Raw genomic sequence first — 21,868 nt, 5'->3', positions numbered from 1 at the left:
CTACTATTTCATCCTTTGAGGCCTGGGTCCCTCTTTCGGTTCTCCTCTTGGTCTATCTTTTTCATTCATTAGTGCGGCTACTCCCTGTGATACATATTGTTTTCTCCATCTGTAGATTGATGTCCGACTATAACCGGTTTCCTCAGAAACCAGTTGTACGTTTTCGCCCTTCATAAAACAACGCTCTAAAATTGCGAACTTGGTCTCTACAGAAGGATGCAAAGGATGCTCTTTAGAGTTGTTTATCCTTTTGCGCTCTGCTTTATCCTCAGGAGGATTTGAGCGTCCCCGGAGCCATTTATACATATCTTGCCGACTGGGATAGCCAAGCTTTTGTATGACTTTAGTAACTGATTGAAACTCATCATGCAGTTGCAATGCGGTTTCTCGTTGTTCTTTTGAATACATTTCCTGCTCCTTGATATCTTCTTTTGACTTTTTTACCTCTACGGGGTAAGTTTCTATTTGTCAGATTGAGGAAGTAACCTTTACTGATGTAGTTGTAGAGGGTTTTTATACAAATCTCGGTTTCAAAAGAGAGTCCTTCGTTTTCGATCTTCATGATTACCGCATCCGGTGAATACTTTTTCTCTATTATCCAGTATTCAACAAAATCATGGAAGAGCTGATCTTTACCTAACTTTAAAGAGGGACCTTTTGCCGTGGTATTGGAATCAATGAGATCTTGTGCTACATCGGCGCAATAGGAAGTGTATTCTTTCCACAGGATATCACGCTGCGTGATTTCGCCCCTTTTGAGCTCTCGGCTGATTGTTGAGTGATGAACGCCAAGCATTTCTGCCATCTTACTCTTTGATATTCTCTCCTTAGCAGGTTTCCTGTGATTCTCCATGACCATCCTTTCTAAGGTTTGACGATCTTGATAAGTTAAATGGCTTCCTTTTTCTCGAGTAGTGGTACAATATACTTAATCCATGGCTTCTACTTTGTGTTTTTGTGGGTAGTAACACTTTATCAGATTAGCCATGGATTATTTTATTTATTTGTTGCATTTCATATTACAAGTCACCATAAAGTATATTCCGAAAAAGTTAGTTGACGCTAACTTAAAATGATGCTACAATAAAACTGACAGTTTTGTCAGTTTTGTTTACAAAGAGAGGTATATATTTTGGAAGGGAAAAAACAAAAAGTCAGTCAAATCAGAAAAAAAGAAATATTAGATGCAGCTAAAAGGGTTTTTTTAAGGAAGGGTTTTGCTGACACGGTAATGGAAGATATTATTGTTGAAACCTCGCTTTCTCGAGGAGGTGTGTATTACCATTACAAAAATAAAGTTGAAATATTACATGATTTAATGCGAGAAGGTATGGCTTATCGAGTCGATAAGATTAATGAAGTTCTGGCAGAGTATTCGGGAGAGTTAGATGCTAATGCTGTAGCACATATGATTGTCGATAAAGTACTTGATGAAAGTGAACTCATGAGCGTATATGCCATATATCTTCAGGCTACGAAAAACAATGATGACCTAAAGAATTTGTTCCCAATTTTGGTCGAAGAATCCTTAAAGGCTACATATATAGGAGTTAAAGCTGCAAAGAAAGATGGGTGTGAATATCTCACAAATGACTTTTTAATATTTTTTATGAATACAGTTATACTAGGTTGTGAAATCTTAGATGGGGCAAGGGATAGCTTTATAAATAATAGAGAGTTTTTTATAGAAATAATAAAGCTGTTTATTGATAGTTATGAAAAAGGTAAAATAAGGTAATTTTTTTAAACTAATAGTTAGTATAAGCTAACTGAAAAGGAGATGAGTTAATGAAGAAAAAAAATGATGAGTTGATTTGCTCTGCTTCTGACAGCAAGAAACTCAAGCAAAATAAAAATTTAATAAAAGAGGTAGAGAGTTTAAACTTGGATGTTCCTGATGAGATTATGCAGCGAATCGAAAGTGATGTAGAGCAAAGCGAAAAAAAACCTAAAATCAGTATGGGTGGTTTAAATAAAGCACTTATGAGTGTAGCACCTGAGTATAAGGGTAGGATGAGAATTTCTGTTATTTTTGCCTGCATTGGGGAGCTTTTTAGTTTTTCTACTTATTTCTTTAGTGCTTATGCAGCAGGATGGCTTATAAAAAATGCCGGGGGTAATCCGGTCAGCTTTCATGCACTATTGAAATATGCTTTTTTTGCAATAGGATCACTGCTCCTTTACTTTATATTTACAGGATTTAGCACAACTATTTCACATAAAACCTCATTTTCCATACTTGCAAAACTTAGACAGACTTTGTTTGAAAAATTAAAGGTAATTCCAATGGGGTACTTGGTGGATAATCCTGTAGGTAAAATTAAGGTAATTATCATGGATCGAGTAGCAGATATGGAAGACTGGGTAGCCCATTTGATGCCTGAACTACCTAGTAGGCTTTTGCATCCGATACTCTGCACAGTTATTTTGTTTTATTTAGATTGGCGTATAGGATTATCAATATTTGTGCCGCTACCAATTGTTTTTTTAGCGATGATTACAATGATGTATAAATACCGTAGTAGAATGGCGGTGTGGCTATCAAGTTATGCTAATGTTGCCGACAGAAGTGCGGAGTATGTTCGTGGAATTCCTGTAATCAAAGCATTTGCACAAGACAAAGTTTCGTATGGAAAGTTTGCAGATGCGGTAAAATTCTATCATTTTTCAACGATGAAATGGTGGAAGCAAAGTTGGTTTGGCAAAGCACTTATGACGGCTGCAATGATGACACCACAGATAGTGAGCTTACCTTTAGCTTTCTATTTATATGGGAACGGGCAAATAGGCATTGAAACATTGCTTTTATCACTTATTCTGCCAATTGCTATCCTTCCACAAGCTTTTGCAATCATGATGAGCTTTGAACTTTTTCAGATGGCTTCCAATACTTGGGTATCCATACAAGAATTGCTTGATATGCCTGATCAAAAACGTCCTGATGCAGAAAATAAAGTTACTATAGATAGGGGCAAGGGAATAAAATTTGATAATGTAAGTTTTTCTTATCATGACGGAACTGAGGTATTGCATAATATTTCTTTTGAAACAAGCCCCGGAGAAGTGACTGCGCTTGTAGGACCTTCAGGTGGTGGAAAATCTACAATTGCAAAGCTTTTAGCAGGATTTTGGGATCAGTCATCGGGTAAAATTTCCATTGGTAATGTGGATACAAAGAATATTTCATTTAAACAGCTTGCTGAAGAGATTTCTTACGTTTCACAAGATAATTTTCTTTTCGATGTAAGTATTAGAGATAATATTCGTCTTGGCAAGCCTAATGCAACCGAAGATGAAATTATTTCAGCGGCAAAAGCTGCTCATTGCCATGACTTTATTATGGCACTTCCTAAAGGGTATGATACAAAAGCAGGAGAAGCAGGAGGAGCAATGTCGGGCGGTGAAAGACAGAGAATAACTCTTGCCAGAGCAATTTTGAAACCTGCATCAACCATTATTTTGGATGAGGCAACAGCTTATGCCGATCCGGAAAACGAAGCTCTAATCCAAGAAGCAATATCGAATCTCGTTAAGGGAAAAAATCTTGTGATGGTTGCTCATAGGTTAAATACAATCAAGCAGGCACACCAAATAATTCTAATCGATAAAGGTCAAATTATAGCCAAGGGTAAACATGAAGAACTGATGGAAGAGCCACTTTATGCAAGCCTGTGGAAACAATATTTAGGGGAGGAATAAGACATGGAGTTTATAAGATTATCATTCAAACTGGCAGGACAGTATAAAAATCGTCTTAAGGCAGGAATTTTTCTTATTTTTCTGCAAAATGCTTCAATGCTGTTTGGATTTTTCGCTCTCTTTCTTGCATTCGGTTGGATGAATGAAACTACATGGGAGCATATTTGGACAATTTTCGGAGTGCTTTTTGCTTCCTTTCTTTTTAATTTTTTTACAGGCTGGGCGAAAAGTGGTCTTAGTGACGGTGTTTTCTTTGGCATTTTCAAAGACTACAGACTTGCAGTTGGCGAAAAACTTAAAAAGGCGCCTATGGGATATTTTGCAGAACAAAGCCTATCAAGAATTATGGCGGCATTTACCAATGTTATGAAGAGTCTTGAAAATTACTCTGCAATGAGTATCGACTTTGCTGTTTCAGGCATTTCAATATCCTTTTTTCTGTTGGTTGGGATGTTCGGTGTAAATACTAAAATTGGATTTTTAACTTTAATTTGTTTAATTCTTATTTGGTTATGCATGTCTCTTATGATTAATCAAGCAAAAAAAGAGGTTGCACGTGAGCATGCAGCTATTACAAAGGTGGGAGATGCGTTAGTTGATAGCATTAGCGGGATTCCTGTGCTTCGCAGTTTTCCGTTTGCAGATGAAGGTGTTGTTGAAGAAATACATTCTAAATTGGAAAATGCTTCTGAAGAACTTAGACTCTCTCAAGTACATTTTGAAATCGTCTTTGTTATTTATGCAAGAATTTTTTCTACTGTTATTAATCTTTCGAGTCTACTTGTTACATTATTTTCTTGTTATCTTTATACGAAAGGGGAAGTTTTATTACCACAAGCGCTTACTGTTTCAGCTGCCGGCTTTATGATTTTCGGCGGTTTAAAACAACTTGAAAATGCAGCCATCCTCATGGTTAAGAATCCTGCCAATATGCAATATTTGGATGAGGTTTTAGATATTCCTGAAATAAGTGACGGGACTTTGGAAGTTATGGAAAATCAGGATATCGTCTTTGATAAGGTGAGCTTTAGTTACGACAAAGGGAAGCCTGTTTTAAAAGACCTTTCATTTACTATTCCACAAGGGTCAAAGACAGCTATCGTAGGACCGTCAGGATCCGGAAAAACGACAATAATCAATTTGATCTCTCGTTTTTATGATGTTGACAGTGGTGAAATAAGATTAGGAAATAGGGATATACGAGATTATAAAGTAGAAAGTTTACTGAAAAATCTTTCGCTTGTTTTCCAAAATGTTTATCTTTTTCAAGATACTATAGAGAATAATATTCGCTTTGCAAATCCTAAGGCAAGTCATGAAGAAGTAGTGGAAGCTGCTAAAAAGGCTCGTTGCCATAATTTTATTATGGAACTTCCTGATGGCTATAACACCATGGTAGGTGAGGGTGGCAGTTCTCTTTCCGGTGGTGAAAAACAACGAATTTCTATTGCTAGAGCATTACTTAAAAATGCACCTATTATTCTTTTAGATGAAGCGACCAGCTCCGTTGATCCTGAAAATGAATATGAGATTTTAGCAGCGATTGAGGAATTGTCCAAAGGACACACTGTAGTTTCGATAGCTCACAGACTTTCAACTGTGAAAAAAGCCGATCAGATACTAGTGATTGATGACGGTAAATTGGTTCAAGAAGGCAAACATAACGATTTGATAAATAGAGAAGGAATTTATTCAGCATTTATCAAGGCAAGAGAGCGAGCTGCAAGCTGGAGATTGTAAAAAAAGTAAACGATTAAAAGCAACCGACATTTAAGAATTAAAAAGCTTTGTAAAGCACATATAGACAATTTTTGAAGCGATTAAGAATAAAATAACTTAGTCGCTTTTATATCGTGATTTTTAAATTACGTAAATTGCAATAACAAGTTGAACATTGGCAGTTGAATCGTTCATCAGGCAACACAGGAGTAAATTTTGTCAAGTTCGTCCTCAAAGAGTGTATCTGGGGGCGGTAGCCGAACGACTTCCGTGGAAGGCCATTGCACCAGATCTCAATCTGAGCAATCTGTTCGTCGGAGCAGCTGTCAATTTGTTTTCCCTTGGGGATGAATCTGCGGATCAGACCATTATACGACATTCCCTTTGCCATTTTTCGTCCTGCAACGAGCGCGCAGACCTATTTCTTGATGTAGGGTTATCATCAGGGTAGTCTTGATACATGTGGAGGCAATAACGTTGTTGTCAAGAACTAAGTAAAATGAAGAAACCTTAGCCACTGAACTTGATTATGAATTTGTCACAAAGTTTACTAAAGAGTTTAGGGAATTATATAATGGGATTTATTTTTAAACAAAGATAAATTAGAATTTTTAGAATAGCTTGTTTATATTGAATTAACAAAAAAAACAGCATTGCAACTCTTGGTTGACATATTTCCAAGGCAGCTTGGTAGTATGAAACCGATTTGTTTGATATAACTAAACCATATAAGAAAGGAGTGTGCGTTATGAACATGGCAGACAGAATACAGTATTTGAGAAAAACAAACGGAATTTCACAGGAAGAACTTGCAGGCAAGGTTGGAGTATCTCGGCAGGCGGTTTCAAAATGGGAAAGTGGACAAAGCTTGCCGGATTTGGAAAAAATAATTACCATGAGCGATTACTTCGGAGTTACAACCGATTACATTCTAAAAGGAATTGAACCAGTTGCAGATAAAGAACAGAAAAGCTCTGAGCTAAAAAGCAAGATACTATATATCGCATCAACAGCATTTGTTTGGATTGGATTATTTAGTGCTTTTGCAGGCTGGTATGAAAGGCAAACCATGGATACCCTATGGGGTTCAATGATTATTCAGGCCGTTGGAATTGCTGGATACTTTATAGGGCGGTTACTCTCTGCAGCAAGGGCACCTTTCGCTGTCAACTGGCTTAATCTCATCGGGGTCTTGTTCATGCCTTTTTCTATGGTTACGGGTGCAATTTCTATCGCACTTTTCAAACAAGGGTGGATTGCTCCATACCCTATCGGCATTGCCCCCCCATCTTGTATTGTTTGTTATAGTGTATATTAGTATTTGTGCTATAAGCTATATTGTGTTGAAAAGAAGAACAACAGGAGCTCTGTTTTGATGACAACTCTCAGTTTGTAGAACTAATGCCTTTTAAGGATAGGTTTATGTTATCGTTAAAAAGCATGTGGATATGTTTCCACATACATACAAGAATTCATGACATACTTAGTGTTCATCCGTTTCACTTGAAGAGTCTAGCCTTGATATAAAAGATATAAACTTAGAAATCCTGTAATTTAAGCAGTTTTATAAGCATTTTGTCTTCAATAAAGATGAAGAAGGATATGTTAAAAAGACTCAAAAAAACTATATGGACGTAAGAGTAGTTTTTGGGCTGGTATTAGGAAACACAAAAATATAATTAACTCGTTTTGTAAAACAAATAGACAAAAAAGAAATGGAGGAAACTTTATGGCAAAAGAGTATTACCTTTATGTCAGAGGGCAAAAGGTAAAAGTCAGTGAAGATATTTATAAAGTCTACTGGCGAGAAAAAGAACACGAGAAGTATTTAGAGCAGGTGGACAGAAAAAACCACCTGCTTTTCTTTTCCTCTTTGGATCATGATGGGAATTTTGTAGATAACATCACTGATGAAAGCGTTGATGTAGAAAAGATTGTTGAAACACAGATGATGATTGAGGCAGTCAGAAATGCTATATCAAAACTAAACGATTAGACGGTAGCACTTTTGTCCAAACTCGATATCGATAAGCACATAAGTGTTGAAATTGAGCTGGATGAGATGGATTTGACAAGCAAAGCAACATATGCTTAAATCAATGCAACATAGTCAAGTATATGTACACAAGAAGAACCTAAAGAACTTACGCAAGAGGAACTTGATGAACTAGAGAAGCTAAGGAAAAAGAGAGAGAAGAAGGGAGAGTATAATTACAGATATTTAAAAAAGAAAAAAGCTAGTATGGAAAAAATCAAATTATGACTTTGTGGTCGGCGTAGTTTTAAAACTGCACCGACTATTTTATTTCATACAAATAAATATGTAAATCAGTAAATTTTCTAAAAAAATCTCTTACAACTATTGTTAGATAAAACTAACTGATGTATAATCAATAATATCATTATTGATAATTCGATTATTGATTATACTATTAAAATTAAAGTTTTGTAAGAATGGAGGAATGGACATGGCAAATAGAAACCATGAACTTGATAAACCAATCATTGAAGCTGCTAAAATAGAGTTTTTGCAAAATGGATTTCAGGCTGCTTCAATAGGCAATATTGCTAAAAGAGCGGGAGTTACAACGGGAGCAATCTATACAAGGTATAAAGGGAAAGATGAACTTTTTTATAGTTTGATAAAAGAATTTTTAGAAGCTATAAGTGTGAAAAGAAAAGAGAACGAATACTCGTATAGGGAATATTGCGTAGATAAAAACTTTGATCATTTTTTGCGTAGCATTCAGAAAGAAACCAAAGGATATGTAGATGTGTTATTTAAATATTACGAGGAGTGCAAACTAATACTTTGCTCAAGTAAAGGCAGTTCTGTAGAAGCAATATTTCGTGAAATGATGAATAATAAAATTTCCATAACAAAACAATTTATAAGGGAAAATATAGACCCGAATATAAGTGAGATGAAATTAGATTTGGTAGAGCTTTTAATGAATCAACAATTTAGTGCTTTTAAATTAGTGATTGAAAAAGGATATAGCAAAGAGGAGACAATCGAGTACACAAAAATGCTCGGCGATTTTATTGGGGCGGGTTGGGAAAAGATATTTGATGAAATTATAAATAGGTATTGAATTTATGTACGATAAAGGCAAGAAGGACGAAAATATTTTAGATTTTAAAATAGATTTTTCCTATGAAGGCAAAAAGGAAAAGTCGTTAGATGATGTAATTGGCAGCATATCAAAAGGAGATTGCATAGTTCTTTGTGGTGAAAGTGGATGTGGAAAATCAACATTACTTAGGTGCTTAAACCATTTAATACCGGAGTTCTATGATGGGATATTTAATGGCTATATCTTGGTAAATAGCAACAATATAGAAAATAAGAACATTGGAGAAGTTGGAGAATTGATTTCGTCCGTTTTTCAAGATCCAAGAAGTCAATTTTTTACAATGGAAAGCGATACGGAAGTATCTTTTGGACTTGAAAATAAAGGGTTAAGCCATGAAATAATAAAAAGAAGAACAGAAGAAGCTTTTTCAAAATTTGGCTTGGAGTATTTGAAAAACAGGGAAGTATTCAAACTTTCAAGCGGAGAGCGTCAACTAATAGCGATTATGTCTGCTTGGGCAATGGATACGGATATTATTTTACTTGACGAGCCAACTGCAAACTTAGATTATTTATCCATAGAAAAACTGAAAAATATCTTATTGCTTCTAAAAGAAGATGGAAAAACTCTAATAATCAGTGAACATAGGCTTTACTATTTGAAAGAGTTGGCTGATGAATATTGGCTGATAAAAAATGGAAGCTTTTATGAAAAGTATGATAAGGACGATTTTAAGATATTTTCTAAAGATGAATTAAATAATTTGTGTTTACGAGTTACGGATTTGAAGCAGATTGAGGTTCAGAAGAAGTGTTCTAATGATGTCAATGATAAATTAGAGGTAAAAAATATATCCTTTGGATATAAAAAACAACATATTTTAAATGATTTGTCGTTTACAGCTTATTTGGGAGAAGTGACTTGCTTGATTGGCAAAAATGGTTCAGGTAAAACCACCTTAGGAAAATGTATATGTGGACTATTGAAACCACAAAAGGGAAGAGTTTTTCTAAAGGAAAAAGAATTGAGCCATAGGCAGCTATCGCAGGATAGCCTCTTTATTATGCAAGAAGCTGAATTTCAATTTTTTACAAATTCTGTATTATCTGAACTGAAGTACGGTGTAAATCGAAACAAATATGATGAGATAGAAGCTCTACTTAAAAAGTTTGATATGTGGAAATATCGTGATAGGCATCCATTTTCTCTTTCAGGTGGGCAAATGCAAAAATTAACCTTAATGATGGCGTATCTTTCGGATAAAAGTGTGGTTATTTTAGATGAACCAACCTCAGGAATGGACAAAAAAAGTTTAGATACTGTAGTGGGACTGATAAACGATATGAAAAAGGAAAAAATCGTGATAACAATTAGCCATGACTTAGAATTTATTTCATCAGTTGCGGATAAATGTTTGGAACTTGATGATGGAACGATACAAAGGATTTGTGAAGTAAAAGAGAATAGAGATATTGAAATCATTAAATGTATATTTGAAAAAGATTTAGAACATCAACCTCCGGCAAAAAGAGAAAAAAATCTTTTAGATCCGAGAACAAATATTTTGTTTTGGATTCTTTGTATGGTTGCAGTAGGAATTGACAATAAAAGTTTGATTTTTGAATGCAATTTATTAGCTCTCGTTTTTTCTCTCGCAAATAGAAGATACAAGACTTTAGGAATTACTTCTGTCATTATAGGGCTTATTTACGGTCTTGAAATCATATATCCGAATGAAATTACAATATTTACGGCAAATTTGTTTCCTAGATTTATTTTAATATTTCTACTATTTCCTATTATTCTTGGAGGTAGAGGGACAACAAATATGCTTGCGGGACTTAGAAAAATAAGAATACCTGAGAAGTTATTATTGATTCTTGCAGTTTCTTTCAGGTTTTTCCCGGTGCTAAGGAATGATTTTAAATTACTTAGACAGGTGCTTAGAATTAGAGGAAGTTGCAAGCATAAAAATATAATAAAAGAAAAAATAGAGTATCTTGAGGCTCTGATTGTATCACTCATTTTTCGAGTGGTAAGAATAGGCGAAACTTTATCAGCTTCAGCAGAAACAAGAGGAATTGCTTTAAATCATAAAAAATCATCTTATGTTACTTTACAGTTCAATTTATGCGATTACATATTGATGATTGTAATGATAGTAATTTTGATGATAAATATTTTATAAAAATAGGAGGATTTAATCATGCACAAAAACAAATTGAAAGCGAAAGATATCATTACAGTTACTTTATTATCATTGTGTAACATTTTGATATTTTCGATAGGAACATTCATGTATGCAACACCAATTACCATACTTTTAACACCGGTGCTTTACTCATTATTACAGGGTATTGTTTTCTATGTTATCGGAGTGAAAGTGAAAAAAAGAGGAGCGTTTTTAATATATTCCCTTATTCAAGGAGTGATAGCATTCTATCCACCATATATTTTGATGTTTGTAATTTCAGGATTGATAGCAGAGTTCTTATTATATAAAAAAGGTTATGGTAATTTAAAAGTTATTGGAATCAGCTATGTTATTCAGCAAACTTTGGCTTCAATTGGAAGTGTAATTTATCCATATACAATAGCCTTGAATAAAACTATAGGAGCTATGAAAGAAAAGGAGTTAGCTTCAAATATTACAGCGGCAGGCAAAATGATTTCTTCTTGGGGAACGCTGATTTTACTTGCCTTAGTTATAGTTTCATCAATCGCAGGAGCTTATATAGGTAGCAAGGTCGTAAGGAAACATATTTTAGAAAAAGAAGCTAATGCATAGGGTGAAGTCATGAAAAAAGAGAAAGAACCAAACTTTTTTAAAGAAATGGATTCGTTTATAAAGCCATACAAAAAAAGATATATTTTATCTGTTATGCTAAGTATGTTTTCTGTTCTATGCGAACTGTTATCCTATGCTTTTGTTGGAATTTTAGCGGGATATATCTTCAAAGGATTTCACGGAAACAACATGATATATGTCTTGATTTTCACTATAATCTGCAAAATATCAGGGGTGCTGCTTTCAAATATTTCAACACTTATATCTCATAAAGCAGCATACTTAACGCTAAAGGACTTAAGATATGCAATTTGTGATAAATTTGTTAGATTGCCGATGGGATATTTTGATATGAATCCTAGTGGAACATTAAAAACTATATTGGTAGACAGGGTGGAAGATATAGAAAAAACATTAGCACATCTACTTCCTGAGATGACTGCAAATCTATTGATACCTATTGCCATGATTGTTTGGATGCTTGCAGTTAATATTAAGCTTACCGGGATTATATTTCTTTGGGTTATATTTGGACTATCAATCGGGATGCTTATGATGATTGGATATAAGAAAAAATATGAGGGACAAGTACAGGCACAAAAGAATATGAATCAAGCGATTATAGAGTATGTCAAGGGGATTGAGGTAATTAAAACTTTCAATATGGAAGATAGTTCATATGCTAAATATAAAAATGCAGTCATACGCCATGCGGAGTATGCTATAAACTGGATGAAAAGCTCACAGATTTATGCGTCTCTTTCCTATAGCATAGCTCCTGTATCTATATTTCCAACAATTGTTGTGGGATTGATATTTTTTAATAATGGGTTTCTTACTGAGCAAAGTTTATTTTTGTTTATGATGATTTCTCTTGGTATATTTAAACCGATTGTTAAAGCATCCAGTTATATTGACCAATTGGCACAGATGGGAACTGTTGCTAAGGAAATAAAAGGAATCTTAGATTATCCGGAACTTAAGAGAAGTGAGAATTCTAATTTAAAAGAAAAAATGACATACGACATAGCGTTTGAAAATTTACAATTTTCTTATGATGGGACAAAAAATGATGTTGATGATGTGAATTTAACCATTAAAGAAAAAACTATGACTGCAATTATTGGTACTTCAGGTTCAGGAAAATCAACTCTAATGAAACTTTTAGCCGGATTTTGGGATTTTGAGAAAGGAAAAATAAAAATAGGTGGTATAGGGGTAAAAGACCTTTCAATGAATGACCTGAATACTCTTATCTCCTATGTGGATCAAAATACATTTTTATTTGATGATACTATTTTGGAAAATATTAGAATAGGTAAAAAAGATGCAACGAATGATGAGGTGATAGAAGCTGCTAAAAAAGCCGGTTGCCATGATTTTATTGTAACTTTGCCTGATGGATATGACACCATCGCAGGAGATAGGTTATCCGGCGGAGAAAAGCAAAGAATAGCTATTGCCAGAGCAATTCTAAAAAATGCTCCAATTATCATATTAGATGAAGCAACTGCAAGTACAGATATTGAAAATGAAGAAAAAATTCAAGGAGCGTTACTGGAATTTACCAAAGGAAAAACACTAATTGTTATTACACATAAAATTAAAACTGTCATAAATGCAGATAAGATCATATATATGGAAAATGGGAAAATAATTTGCGATGGAAAACATGAAGAACTTATTAAATCGTGTTCTGCGTATAAGCATTTATATGAAATAGCAAATTGATTGGAGGTGAGAATATGTTTGAAGCTCTAAAAAGTGTATGGAACTTTAGTGAGAAAAGAAAAGGCAGTTTAGTCAAAATTTTAATTCTATCATTTATAGAAGGCATATTCGTTATGCTGAAAATGATAGCAATAATTTTAGCGGTAAACGCCATGTTTAATAGCAATTTAATGGACAATTATATTTATAAGGTAATGATACTCGTAATTGTATGTATCATAGGCGTATTTGGTTTTGGTTATTTCACACAACTGGGTTCTGTATCCGTTGGATTTGAGATGGCGAAAGATAAAAGGTTATATTTTGGCTCATTATTTAAAAAACTCTATTTAGGGTTCTTTAGCAAAAATTCAGTAGGAAATATAAACTCAACACTGACTACATCTATTTCAACCGTAGAACAAGTTGCACCAATCATTTTAATTCATGTGATAGGTGGAATTTTATCTGCTATATCAATAGTTTTAGGATTTGCTTACTATGAATGGCAAGTTTCCGTTGTAATATTTGCAGGCATATTAACATATTTGTTTGTAGTTAATTATCAAATGAAAATTTCAAGAAGCGAAGCTCCCAAAAGACAATTAGCACAAACAATATTAACGGAAAGTGCTATTGAATTTATACAGGGAATAAGCGTAATTAAGGCTTTTGGTATGGGAGAAAAAGATGAAAGAGTAAAAAAAGATATAGATGGTAGTTGTGTTAATAATATAAATTTATCCGAAAAATCTATTCCCTCAAGCATAGGTGCCGGTCTTACGATACAGCTGTTTGAAATTATGATTATTAGCTATGCGTTTTTTATGTGGAATAGTGGAGAAATTTCTCCTCAAAAAGCCATTAATTTATTGATTATGAGCTTTGTAATATTCCAGTCTGTAAGTCAAGCAGGTTCTATTCTTTCTATGATTGGGCTTTTAGATAGTTCACTAAAGGATATAAGCAGTATGGAAAATGCTGAAGAAATAAAGGTATTATCACCTATTCAAAATATAAAATCCAATGAAATAGAATTTAAAAATGTAAGTTTTTCTTACGGAAAAGGAGAAGTTTTAAAGGGAATATCAGTAGCTCTTAAACCGAACACACTTACAGCGATTATCGGTCCTTCAGGTTCAGGAAAAACAACGTTTTGTAAGCTTATACCGAGATTTTATGATGTAAGCGAAGGAGAAATTCTGATTGGTGGAGCAAAAATAACAAATATCTCCACCGAAGAATTGATGAAAAATATAAGTATGGTATTTCAAAATGTGTATTTGTTTGAAGATACAATTATGAATAATATTCGTTTGGCAAAGCCAAATGCCAGTGATGAGGATGTTATATCCGCTGCAAAAAAAAGCGAGCTGTCATGAATTTATAAAAAGCTTGCAAAAAGGATACGAAACTAAAATTGGCGAAGCGGGTTGCACTTTATCCGGTGGAGAAAAACAAAGAATAGCGATAGCTAGAGCAATACTCAAAGATGCTCCCATTGTGATTTTAGATGAATTTACCAGTGCTTTAGATGTAGAAAATGAACGCCATATTTTGCAAGCCATCGATAATTTAGTACAGAATAAAACAGTTATTATGATTGCACACAGGTTAGAAACTGTTAGGAAAGCAGACAACATCATTGTTTTAGATAAAGGGGAAATAGCACAAGAAGGAACGCATAATGAGCTTATAACTCAAGATGGGATATATAAATCATTCATTTCAATAAGAGAGCGAGCAAATAAATGGAGTTTTAAGTAAATACATCCATTTTGATATTTGACTAAATAAATGAGTATTTAATGGAAGATGACGATGTTTTTTGATAATAAAAGTTTTTGAAAGTAACTTTTCACACAAAAATTAAATAATTCAATAACAATAAGAGTTAATTTGATTGTTATTTTCGGAGGATTTCTTATGCCAAGATGCAGGAGTCCTCCTTTTTTATTCTCAAAAAGCAAAACAGAGAAAAATAAAAGGAGGATAACACAATGGCTAATAAAGAGTATTACCTTTATGTCAGAGGGCAAAAGGTAAAAGTCAGTGAAGATATTTATAAAGTCTACTGGAGAGAACGAGAACACGAGAAGTATTTAGAGCAGGTGGACAGAAAAAAACACCTGCTTTTCTTTTCCTCTATGGATCGACCTGATACGTGGAGACCATAGCGTTGATACAAAAGATATAAACTTAGAAATCCTGCATTTTAAACAGTTTTATAAGCATTTTGTATTTGAAAAAGATGAAGAAGGATATGTAAAAAAGACTCAAAAAAACTATATGGACGTGAGAGTAGTTTTTGGGCTGGTATTAGGAAACACAAAAATACAATTAACTCGTTTTGTACTTTCTACAAGAGTAGCTTAAGAGGCTGCTCTTTTTTTTGCTTTTTACCAAACTTATACATACCTATACCAATATCTATAAAATCATATAAGATAAAGGCCTATAAATAAAAAAATGCTTTAATCACAATAATCGCATTTTAACTTGTGATGTTTGCAAGCTAAATTACGGACCTTACTAGGAAGTTTTCCCTTATATCTTTTGTAGTAAATGGAAAATTTGCTATGAGATGAGTATCCAACAGATTCAGCAATTTCCTTTATAGGTAGTTCGGTATTTAAGAGAAGAGTTTCAGCTACATTCATTCTTTTTCTTTGGGTGTATTCTGTAATGCTCTGACCATATTTTTCTTTGAACAAATTTTTTAATTTTGTCCCACTCATTCTTGAAATCTTTTCAAGGGTTTCTTGATTTACATTCATGGCGAAATGATCATCTAAAAATCTTGCTACATCTTCAAGTGCTTTATTATCATCAATTTCAATTTTATATTTTTTCTTTTTTAAGTAGGTATCTATTACTATACTTACCCATTCATTTGCTTTGGCTTTGAAGAAAAAATCAGCGGCAGGAGCATCCATTTTACAATTTAAAATTTCCATTGCCACTTTTTCTAAGGCCTTTGTAAGTATAATTTGATTATTTTGAAGTAAGGTCGAATAAAAAGATTCTGGATCAATATTAATGGATGATAGGTGCTTTTCCAAAAGTTCTCTTTTAAAGCCAATAGATACAGCAAGATAATAGCAGTTCTCATGTAATAAAAACACAAAATCATCTCTTATATTATCAAAATCAAGAGTACATAAAGAGTTTGCAGTCAAGGTTTGATAAGGACTAAATTTCTCGCCGTTTGCACTGACAATGTAGATTGTGTAAATTGACACATAGTCTTCCGCACTATAAGCGCTATTTTGAATTATTTCTTCTTTGATATAAAAATCATGGATATCAATAATAAATCCATCTCCTTCATAAAACCAATATATACCCTCTGCATAAGTTAAATCTTCTTTATTCCAACAAAAAGTATGCCCCGCACTTGAATACTTCTTATTATTTTTACATTCTTCTACTTTCATATAATCTTTTACCAAATCATAGTAACTCATAATTCATATATCCCTTTTAGACAATATTCCAATTAGCCTTTTTAATTCAAAGCTATTGTATTAGTAATTATAACCGATGTATAATAGAAAAGCAATGATAGCTATTATCAACTAAGTAAATTCATATCTAAAAGGAATATTAAAGTAAGGAGATTTGAATATATGGTCAAATTACTTAAACGTGCCTAAAACTATTCCTCAAGATTGGATTTCAATTCCATATGGAAAAGCACTAAAAAATCAAGCTTATAGAGTTGTAGATGAACTTGGAAGGAACTGCCCCAATTATGTAATGGGTGAGCTTTTAATAGGTGGAGTTGGTGTTGCTAAAGGTTACTATGGCGACAGAGAATTAACGGTGAAAAAATTTTTCAAAAAGGATGGAATAAGATGGTACAAAACAGGTGATAACGGGAGAACATGGGATGATGGAACAATAGAATTCTTAGGGAGAAAAGATACACAGGTTAAAATAAAAGGCTATCGTATTGAGCTTGGTGAAATTGAAGATGCAATATTAGGCGAAATAAAAATAGATTATATATGGGTGGGATCATTTTTCTTGTATCGAAAACCACAATTTCGCTAAGGAATTAGCCATTAAACTTGGAAAGGAATGTAAAAATGACGAGAACTGAAATTAGCTTAGAAGCTTTTATAAAAGAAGAGAAAAAAGGATATATCTTTTCTATTATCCTGGCCATCATTGGTGTTGGATTTGGGATGATTCCGTATATATGCATTTCGGAAATTATTTTGAATTTAATTAAAAATATGAATAGTTTTAAAACTTATGTGATTTTATTCTCAATATCAATGATAGCATATGGCGTAAAATATACTTGTACAGGTATTTCAACATCGTTATCTCATGAAGCTACTTTTAGGGTGCTAGATAAATTACGTAATTATATAGCAGAAAAACTAACAAAGGTCCCAATGGGATATGTTATTGATAATTCGTCAGGTATGTTTAAAAGTTTGTTTGTAGAGAGAGTTGAACAACTTGAAGTTCCATTGGCTCATGCTGTTCCTGAGGTAGCTTCAAACATACTAGTTCCTATTACGATTATTATATATATTTTTACACTAAATTGGAAAATGGGCATAGCTTCAGTATTAACAATACCATTTGGTATAGGTTCCTATTCAAAGATAATGAATACTTTTTCAGAAAAATACAAAAATATCATCGATATAAGAAATCATATGAGTTCTACCGTGGTTGAATATATTAATGGAATAGAAGTTGTAAAGACTTTTGGTCAGGGAGAAAATTCCTATTCAAAGTTTGTGAATGTGGTAAAAAAGAATACAAAAGCTAATATCAAATGGCTAAAAAGTACTCAAAAATATACTTCATTTATGATGAATCTTGTCAGCTCTATGGTTTTTACACTGCCAATTGGTTGTTATCTTTATAGCATAGGAGAACTTAGCTTAGCAGATTTCCTTTTCAGTTTGATTTTATCCCTAGGGATTACAGGCCCTCTTTTATCAGCAGTGATATATACTGATAATTTAGCAAAAATAAAAATGATAATGAAAGAAATAAACGATATTTTGAACGTAGATGAATTGGTAGGTGTAAATAGCATCAAAAAAACTATATTGAATTATGATGTTGAGTTTAAAAATGTAGATTTTCAATATATTGAAGGGCAAAATATCTTGAACGAACTTTCATTTAATATAAAGCAAGGAGAAAAAGCAGCTATTGTTGGGCCTTCAGGTTCTGGGAAATCTACTGTTGTCAAGTTGATAAATAGGTTTTGGGATCCTCAAGTTGGGAGTATTTCTATAGGTGGAGTAAATATTAAAGATATTCCCATTGCACAATTAACCAATATGATTTCTTATGTTTCACAAGATAACTATTTATTCAATAGAAGTATAATGGAAAATTTGAAATTGGGAAATGAAAATATAGAAGACAGCTTGGTAATAGATGTTTGTAAAAGAGCTAATTGCCACGATTTTATTATGGAATTTGAGCAGGGTTATCAAACTGTAGTTGGAAAAGAAGGAAATCTTTTATCAGGAGGGCAGAAACAGAGAATAACTATAGCACGAGCTATGTTGAAGAATTCTCCAATAGTAATTTTAGACGAAGCCACCGCATATGTAGATCCGGAAAATGAAACGTTGATTCAAAGTGCTATAACAGACTTAACAAAAGATAAAACGTTAATAGTTATAGCCCACAGATTAAATACAATTGTAAATTCGGATCAAATCATATTATTAGAAAACGGAAAACTAGTTTCGTCAGGGACACATGAAGAATTGCTTAGGAGTTCAAAATTATATAGAAATATGTGGAAGGCAAATAATTATGAGAATTAGAAAATGCATAGGAAAGGAGGTAAGAGATGATAAAAGCTTATAAATTATTCTTCAAGTTTGCTGGCACAAGACAATTTTTATGGTGGAAAAGCATATGTTTAGAGCTTTTAAAATGTATATTTATTATGGCAAATTATGCTTTGCTTCTTTATTCTATAAAGCTACTTTTGGACAGTGCTATAGATATAAAGATTTCAATTTTAATTTTTATAGCTCTCTTAATTCTCATGATTGGGCAAATTTTACTTTCTATAAAATCAAGGGATGTACAAACGGAAGCAGTTTATTCTATGTGCGAGGATAAAAGAATATCCATCGCAAATAAAATGAGATTTATGCCCATGGGATATTTTAGCAGTCATACATTAGCTAATTTAACTGGCATTACAACAGAAACAATGAATGAACTTGAGAGTATGTCTTTAGCTGTTGTATCGACAACATTAGTTGGAATTATAAATAGCATAGTTCTGTCAATGGTTATTTCCATATTCTCTTATAAGATAAGCATTATCTATTTATTAGGTATAGGATTCTTTTTGCTAATAAATAACAAGTTGTTAAATCTTTCAAAGGGACTTGCGCCAGGAAGAGTGAAAAATCAGATGGAATTTGCTGACAGTGTACTGGAGTTTATTAGGGGAATGGAAGTAATAAGGTCGTATAATTTGTTTTCTTCTTCAAAAAGTGATATAAGCCAGTCCATAAAAAGGCTTCATATTGCAAGTTTAAGGATAGAGAGAATGAGAGTTCCCTATATTTCTTTACAAAAAATGGTATTAAGAATTATGAGTATGCTCGCGGGACTTGTATCAGTCTATTTGTATTTTCATAGTGATATAGGCTTAATAGCTTGTTTGGTTTTAATTATCATCTCATTCCAAATATATAGCCAACTGGAAGATGCTTCAAGTATGTTTTTTATGTTGCCTATAATGGTTACCGATATAGAAAAAATTATGTCAATTGATCAACTCCCTTCAATAGAATCAGGGAACATAAAGGTAGCTCCAATAAATTATGATATAAGATTTAAAAATGTTGATTTTTCTTATGGGGATGAAAAGGTATTAAAAAATATAAATTTATTTGCAAAGCAGGGTTCAACGACAGCTATTGTTGGGCCAAGTGGCTCTGGTAAGACAACTTTGGCAAATTTAGTTAACAGATTTTGGGACGTAGATAGGGGAGAGATAACATTAGGAGATGTCAATATTAAGGATTACGATTTGGAAAACCTTATGTCCCAAATTAGTATGGTCTTTCAGAGGGTGTATTTGTTTAGAGATACAATAGAAGCAAATATTAAGTTTGGCAATCCGGAAGCTGAAATACAAGATATTAAGGAGGCAGCAATCAATGCTAAATGTGATCACTTCATATCAAAACTAGAGGATGGATACAATACGATTATAGGCGAAGGAGGAGCTGATTTATCGGGAGGAGAAAGACAAAGGATATCCATAGCAAGAGCAATATTAAAGAATGCACCTATTATCATTTTGGATGAAGCGACAGCCAATATAGATCCTGAAAATGAAAGAGATATCAACACAGCGATTAAAAATCTTACTCAGGATAAGACAGTTATTATAATAGCTCATCGCTTAAAAACAGTAAAAGAAGCTGATCAGATTGTGGTTTTAAATAGAGGTGAAATAGAACAGATTGGAAAACACAGTGAATTGATTCAGGAAGAAGGACTTTATAAAAATTTTGTAAGAAATATGGAAAAAGCGAAAAATTGGAAAATTTAAGGAGATGAAAAAAAATGAAAAAGAGATTAACAGCAAAGGATCTAATAACAGTTGGAATAATGGTAGTTTTGACTATGGTGGCCTTTATGATAAGTGGAATTTTAGGAAATATTCCCATACTAATGCCACTCATACCTTTTTTCTTAGGAATACTTGGAGCTTTACCATTTTTAGTTGTTAGCACAAAAGTAGGAAAATTTGGAGCTATTTCAATTATGGGAATCCTTCTTGGTTTAATTGGATTCTTGATGGGTCAACATTGGATATTACTACTAAGTGGATGTGTTTGCGGTATTCTTGCAGATCTAATTATAAAATCGGGAGAATATAAGTCAAGTAACAAACTCGCAATAGGATATGGAGTTTTTACCGAATGGTCAGTCGGTTCTATGTTACCTATGTGGATTATGAAGGACGTATATTTTAGTAAATATGAACAAATAGCACCAGAATATGTTAAAGCTGTTCGACCTTTGACAGAAAACTATATGTTGATAGTAGTTGTAGCTTTAGGTTTTGTTGGGGCTTTAATAGGATATTTCATTGGTAAAAAATTATTAAATAAACATTTTAAAAGAGCAGGTATAGTATAGATGACTTTGCATAAAGAATCGTTAGCTAAACTCGACCCTAGAACCAAACTATTACTTTTGATTGTAGTAAATATTATAGTATTAAATGCATATGATTATGGTAATAGACTTTATATCAAATTTGCCTTGTTTGCTTTAACAGCAGGTTTGCTTTTATGTGAAGACGAAGTTAGTGCAGTGGTTAAGGGGATTATTATATATATATCTGCACAACTAATAAGGATAAGTGGGATGACAGATGCTATTCCACTTGTTCTTAACATTTTTATTAATGTGTATGTTAATATCATTGCAAAAATGTTTCCTTGTTTATTTTGTGGCTATTATCTTCTAAATACTACAGAAGTATCATCTCTATTAGAAGCTTTTAGAAAGATGAAAATTCCAGAAAAAATAAATTTACCACTATCTGTTGTTTTTCGATTCATACCAAATGTAATAATGGATAATATAGAGATAAAAAAAGCTATGAGAATTAGGGGGATAAGTTTTAAAAATAGTATTTCTATTTTTAAAATTATTGAGTATAAATATATTCCCTTAATGATGTCATCTATGAAAGTTGGGGAAGAACTTACAGTTTCAGCTTTAACAAAAGGATTATCAATAGAAGAAAACAGATCATCTATTCATCGATTATGTTTTGGTAAAGCTGATTATATCTTAATGAGTATGCTTTTTTTCCTAGTAGTTTTATTTATAAGAGGTTGAC

General features: G+C 33.0%; 16 protein-coding genes and 6 pseudogenes. 18 read left to right on the top strand and 4 right to left on the bottom strand.

Features of this window, described 5'->3' with window-relative positions:
* Positions 1 to 3: 3 nt before the first annotated feature.
* Both HMPREF1252_RS07810 and HMPREF1252_RS07805 read right to left on the bottom strand, forming a co-directional pair.
* A complete protein-coding gene (locus tag HMPREF1252_RS07810) occupies positions 4 to 408 on the bottom strand; it encodes a helix-turn-helix domain-containing protein (protein WP_051338899.1) in 405 nt (134 codons plus the stop codon).
* Positions 365 to 892: pseudogene (locus tag HMPREF1252_RS07805) on the bottom strand (transposase); the annotation flags it as partial. The pseudogene HMPREF1252_RS07805 and the gene HMPREF1252_RS07810, both read right to left, overlap by 44 nt.
* A 240-nt stretch (positions 893 to 1,132) precedes the next feature.
* Here HMPREF1252_RS07805 and HMPREF1252_RS07800 point away from each other — a divergent pair.
* From HMPREF1252_RS07800 to HMPREF1252_RS07790, 3 genes are read left to right on the top strand one after another with little or no spacing between them, the layout of a single operon-like run.
* Complete coding sequence (locus tag HMPREF1252_RS07800; RefSeq protein ID WP_023060184.1) at positions 1,133 to 1,738, top strand: TetR/AcrR family transcriptional regulator; 606 nt, start codon at positions 1,133 to 1,135, stop codon at positions 1,736 to 1,738.
* 50 nt (positions 1,739 to 1,788) lie between these two features.
* The gene (locus HMPREF1252_RS07795) at positions 1,789 to 3,699 is read left to right on the top strand and encodes an ABC transporter ATP-binding protein (RefSeq protein WP_023060229.1); all 1,911 of its coding nucleotides are present in this window, start codon (positions 1,789 to 1,791) and stop codon (positions 3,697 to 3,699) included.
* A gap of 3 nt (positions 3,700 to 3,702) precedes the next feature.
* Positions 3,703 to 5,439, top strand: a complete 1,737-nt coding sequence (locus HMPREF1252_RS07790; RefSeq protein ID WP_023060174.1) for an ABC transporter ATP-binding protein — start codon at positions 3,703 to 3,705, stop codon at positions 5,437 to 5,439.
* Between the two features lie 173 nt (positions 5,440 to 5,612).
* Here HMPREF1252_RS07790 and HMPREF1252_RS09960 read toward each other — a convergent pair.
* Positions 5,613 to 5,791: pseudogene (locus HMPREF1252_RS09960) on the bottom strand (IS30 family transposase); the annotation flags it as partial.
* A gap of 375 nt (positions 5,792 to 6,166) precedes the next feature.
* Between HMPREF1252_RS09960 and HMPREF1252_RS07785 the strand changes: the two are divergent.
* The 10 genes and pseudogenes from HMPREF1252_RS07785 to HMPREF1252_RS07750 all read left to right on the top strand — a co-directional run.
* Entirely contained in the window at positions 6,167 to 6,736 is a 570-nt protein-coding gene (locus tag HMPREF1252_RS07785; RefSeq protein WP_023060109.1) for a helix-turn-helix domain-containing protein, read from the top strand.
* Between the two features lie 411 nt (positions 6,737 to 7,147).
* Positions 7,148 to 7,411 (top strand): annotated as a pseudogene (locus HMPREF1252_RS07780) (sigma-70 family RNA polymerase sigma factor); the annotation flags it as partial.
* Positions 7,412 to 7,414: 3 nt separating this feature from the next.
* Positions 7,415 to 7,510, top strand: a pseudogene (locus tag HMPREF1252_RS10100) (23S rRNA methyltransferase); the annotation flags it as partial.
* Between the two features lie 376 nt (positions 7,511 to 7,886).
* The gene (locus HMPREF1252_RS07775) at positions 7,887 to 8,513 is read left to right on the top strand and encodes a TetR/AcrR family transcriptional regulator (protein WP_023060177.1); all 627 of its coding nucleotides are present in this window, start codon (positions 7,887 to 7,889) and stop codon (positions 8,511 to 8,513) included.
* A 4-nt stretch (positions 8,514 to 8,517) separates the two neighbouring features.
* The gene (locus HMPREF1252_RS07770; RefSeq protein WP_023060127.1) at positions 8,518 to 10,683 is read left to right on the top strand and encodes an ATP-binding cassette domain-containing protein; all 2,166 of its coding nucleotides are present in this window, start codon (positions 8,518 to 8,520) and stop codon (positions 10,681 to 10,683) included.
* 18 nt (positions 10,684 to 10,701) lie between these two features.
* On the top strand, positions 10,702 to 11,283 hold the full coding sequence (locus tag HMPREF1252_RS07765) for an MptD family putative ECF transporter S component (protein WP_023060159.1): 582 nt from the start codon (positions 10,702 to 10,704) through the stop codon (positions 11,281 to 11,283).
* Between the two features lie 9 nt (positions 11,284 to 11,292).
* Positions 11,293 to 13,014: an ABC transporter ATP-binding protein gene (locus tag HMPREF1252_RS07760; protein WP_023060112.1), complete on the top strand. Its 1,722-nt coding sequence runs from the start codon at positions 11,293 to 11,295 to the stop codon at positions 13,012 to 13,014.
* A gap of 14 nt (positions 13,015 to 13,028) precedes the next feature.
* A complete protein-coding gene (locus HMPREF1252_RS07755; protein ID WP_023060230.1) occupies positions 13,029 to 14,375 on the top strand; it encodes an ABC transporter ATP-binding protein in 1,347 nt (448 codons plus the stop codon).
* Entirely contained in the window at positions 14,338 to 14,760 is a 423-nt protein-coding gene (locus HMPREF1252_RS09955) for an ATP-binding cassette domain-containing protein (protein ID WP_238318197.1), read from the top strand. Before HMPREF1252_RS07755 ends, HMPREF1252_RS09955 begins: the two co-directional genes overlap by 38 nt.
* Positions 14,761 to 14,993: 233 nt before the next feature.
* A pseudogene (locus HMPREF1252_RS07750) lies at positions 14,994 to 15,146 on the top strand (sigma-70 family RNA polymerase sigma factor); the annotation flags it as partial.
* Between the two features lie 321 nt (positions 15,147 to 15,467).
* Here the strand turns inward: HMPREF1252_RS07750 and HMPREF1252_RS07745 are convergent.
* A complete protein-coding gene (locus tag HMPREF1252_RS07745) occupies positions 15,468 to 16,460 on the bottom strand; it encodes an AraC family transcriptional regulator (protein WP_023060231.1) in 993 nt (330 codons plus the stop codon).
* A 151-nt stretch (positions 16,461 to 16,611) separates the two neighbouring features.
* Here HMPREF1252_RS07745 and HMPREF1252_RS07740 point away from each other — a divergent pair.
* The 5 genes and pseudogenes from HMPREF1252_RS07740 to HMPREF1252_RS07720 form a co-directional block, all read left to right on the top strand.
* Positions 16,612 to 16,983: pseudogene (locus HMPREF1252_RS07740) on the top strand (AMP-binding protein); the annotation flags it as partial.
* Between the two features lie 101 nt (positions 16,984 to 17,084).
* Positions 17,085 to 18,806, top strand: coding sequence for an ABC transporter ATP-binding protein (locus HMPREF1252_RS07735; RefSeq protein ID WP_023060139.1), 1,722 nt, complete (start codon positions 17,085 to 17,087; stop codon positions 18,804 to 18,806).
* Between the two features lie 26 nt (positions 18,807 to 18,832).
* Positions 18,833 to 20,563: an ABC transporter ATP-binding protein gene (locus tag HMPREF1252_RS07730; RefSeq protein ID WP_023060222.1), complete on the top strand. Its 1,731-nt coding sequence runs from the start codon at positions 18,833 to 18,835 to the stop codon at positions 20,561 to 20,563.
* A gap of 14 nt (positions 20,564 to 20,577) precedes the next feature.
* Complete coding sequence (locus HMPREF1252_RS07725; protein ID WP_019132828.1) at positions 20,578 to 21,156, top strand: MptD family putative ECF transporter S component; 579 nt, start codon at positions 20,578 to 20,580, stop codon at positions 21,154 to 21,156.
* The gene (locus HMPREF1252_RS07720) at positions 21,157 to 21,867 is read left to right on the top strand and encodes an energy-coupling factor transporter transmembrane protein EcfT (RefSeq protein ID WP_023060217.1); all 711 of its coding nucleotides are present in this window, start codon (positions 21,157 to 21,159) and stop codon (positions 21,865 to 21,867) included. It begins immediately after the preceding gene.
* Position 21,868: the final 1 nt, after the last annotated feature.

Origin of the sequence: Peptoniphilus sp. BV3AC2, from assembly GCF_000478945.1 — a bacterium.
In the GTDB taxonomy this organism is placed as follows: Bacteria; Bacillota; Clostridia; order Tissierellales; family Peptoniphilaceae; genus Peptoniphilus_B; species Peptoniphilus_B duerdenii.
This window is presented reverse-complemented; position numbering and strand designations above follow the sequence as displayed.

What these genes read in the sequence shown, in the direction of transcription:
- HMPREF1252_RS07810 (WP_051338899.1), bottom strand. Translation starts at nt 408, where the DNA reads ATGTATTCAAAAGAACAACGAGAAACCGCATTGCAACTGCATGATGAG.
- HMPREF1252_RS07795 (WP_023060229.1), top strand. Translation starts at nt 1,789, where the DNA reads ATGAAGAAAAAAAATGATGAGTTGATTTGCTCTGCTTCTGACAGCAAG.
- HMPREF1252_RS07790 (WP_023060174.1), top strand. Translation starts at nt 3,703, where the DNA reads ATGGAGTTTATAAGATTATCATTCAAACTGGCAGGACAGTATAAAAAT.
- HMPREF1252_RS07785 (WP_023060109.1), top strand. Translation starts at nt 6,167, where the DNA reads ATGAACATGGCAGACAGAATACAGTATTTGAGAAAAACAAACGGAATT.
- HMPREF1252_RS07775 (WP_023060177.1), top strand. Translation starts at nt 7,887, where the DNA reads ATGGCAAATAGAAACCATGAACTTGATAAACCAATCATTGAAGCTGCT.
- HMPREF1252_RS07770 (WP_023060127.1), top strand. Translation starts at nt 8,518, where the DNA reads ATGTACGATAAAGGCAAGAAGGACGAAAATATTTTAGATTTTAAAATA.
- HMPREF1252_RS07765 (WP_023060159.1), top strand. Translation starts at nt 10,702, where the DNA reads ATGCACAAAAACAAATTGAAAGCGAAAGATATCATTACAGTTACTTTA.
- HMPREF1252_RS07760 (WP_023060112.1), top strand. Translation starts at nt 11,293, where the DNA reads ATGAAAAAAGAGAAAGAACCAAACTTTTTTAAAGAAATGGATTCGTTT.
- HMPREF1252_RS07755 (WP_023060230.1), top strand. Translation starts at nt 13,029, where the DNA reads ATGTTTGAAGCTCTAAAAAGTGTATGGAACTTTAGTGAGAAAAGAAAA.
- HMPREF1252_RS09955 (WP_238318197.1), top strand. Translation starts at nt 14,338, where the DNA reads ATGTTATATCCGCTGCAAAAAAAAGCGAGCTGTCATGAATTTATAAAA.
- HMPREF1252_RS07745 (WP_023060231.1), bottom strand. Translation starts at nt 16,460, where the DNA reads ATGAGTTACTATGATTTGGTAAAAGATTATATGAAAGTAGAAGAATGT.
- HMPREF1252_RS07735 (WP_023060139.1), top strand. Translation starts at nt 17,085, where the DNA reads ATGACGAGAACTGAAATTAGCTTAGAAGCTTTTATAAAAGAAGAGAAA.
- HMPREF1252_RS07730 (WP_023060222.1), top strand. Translation starts at nt 18,833, where the DNA reads ATGATAAAAGCTTATAAATTATTCTTCAAGTTTGCTGGCACAAGACAA.
- HMPREF1252_RS07725 (WP_019132828.1), top strand. Translation starts at nt 20,578, where the DNA reads ATGAAAAAGAGATTAACAGCAAAGGATCTAATAACAGTTGGAATAATG.
- HMPREF1252_RS07720 (WP_023060217.1), top strand. Translation starts at nt 21,157, where the DNA reads ATGACTTTGCATAAAGAATCGTTAGCTAAACTCGACCCTAGAACCAAA.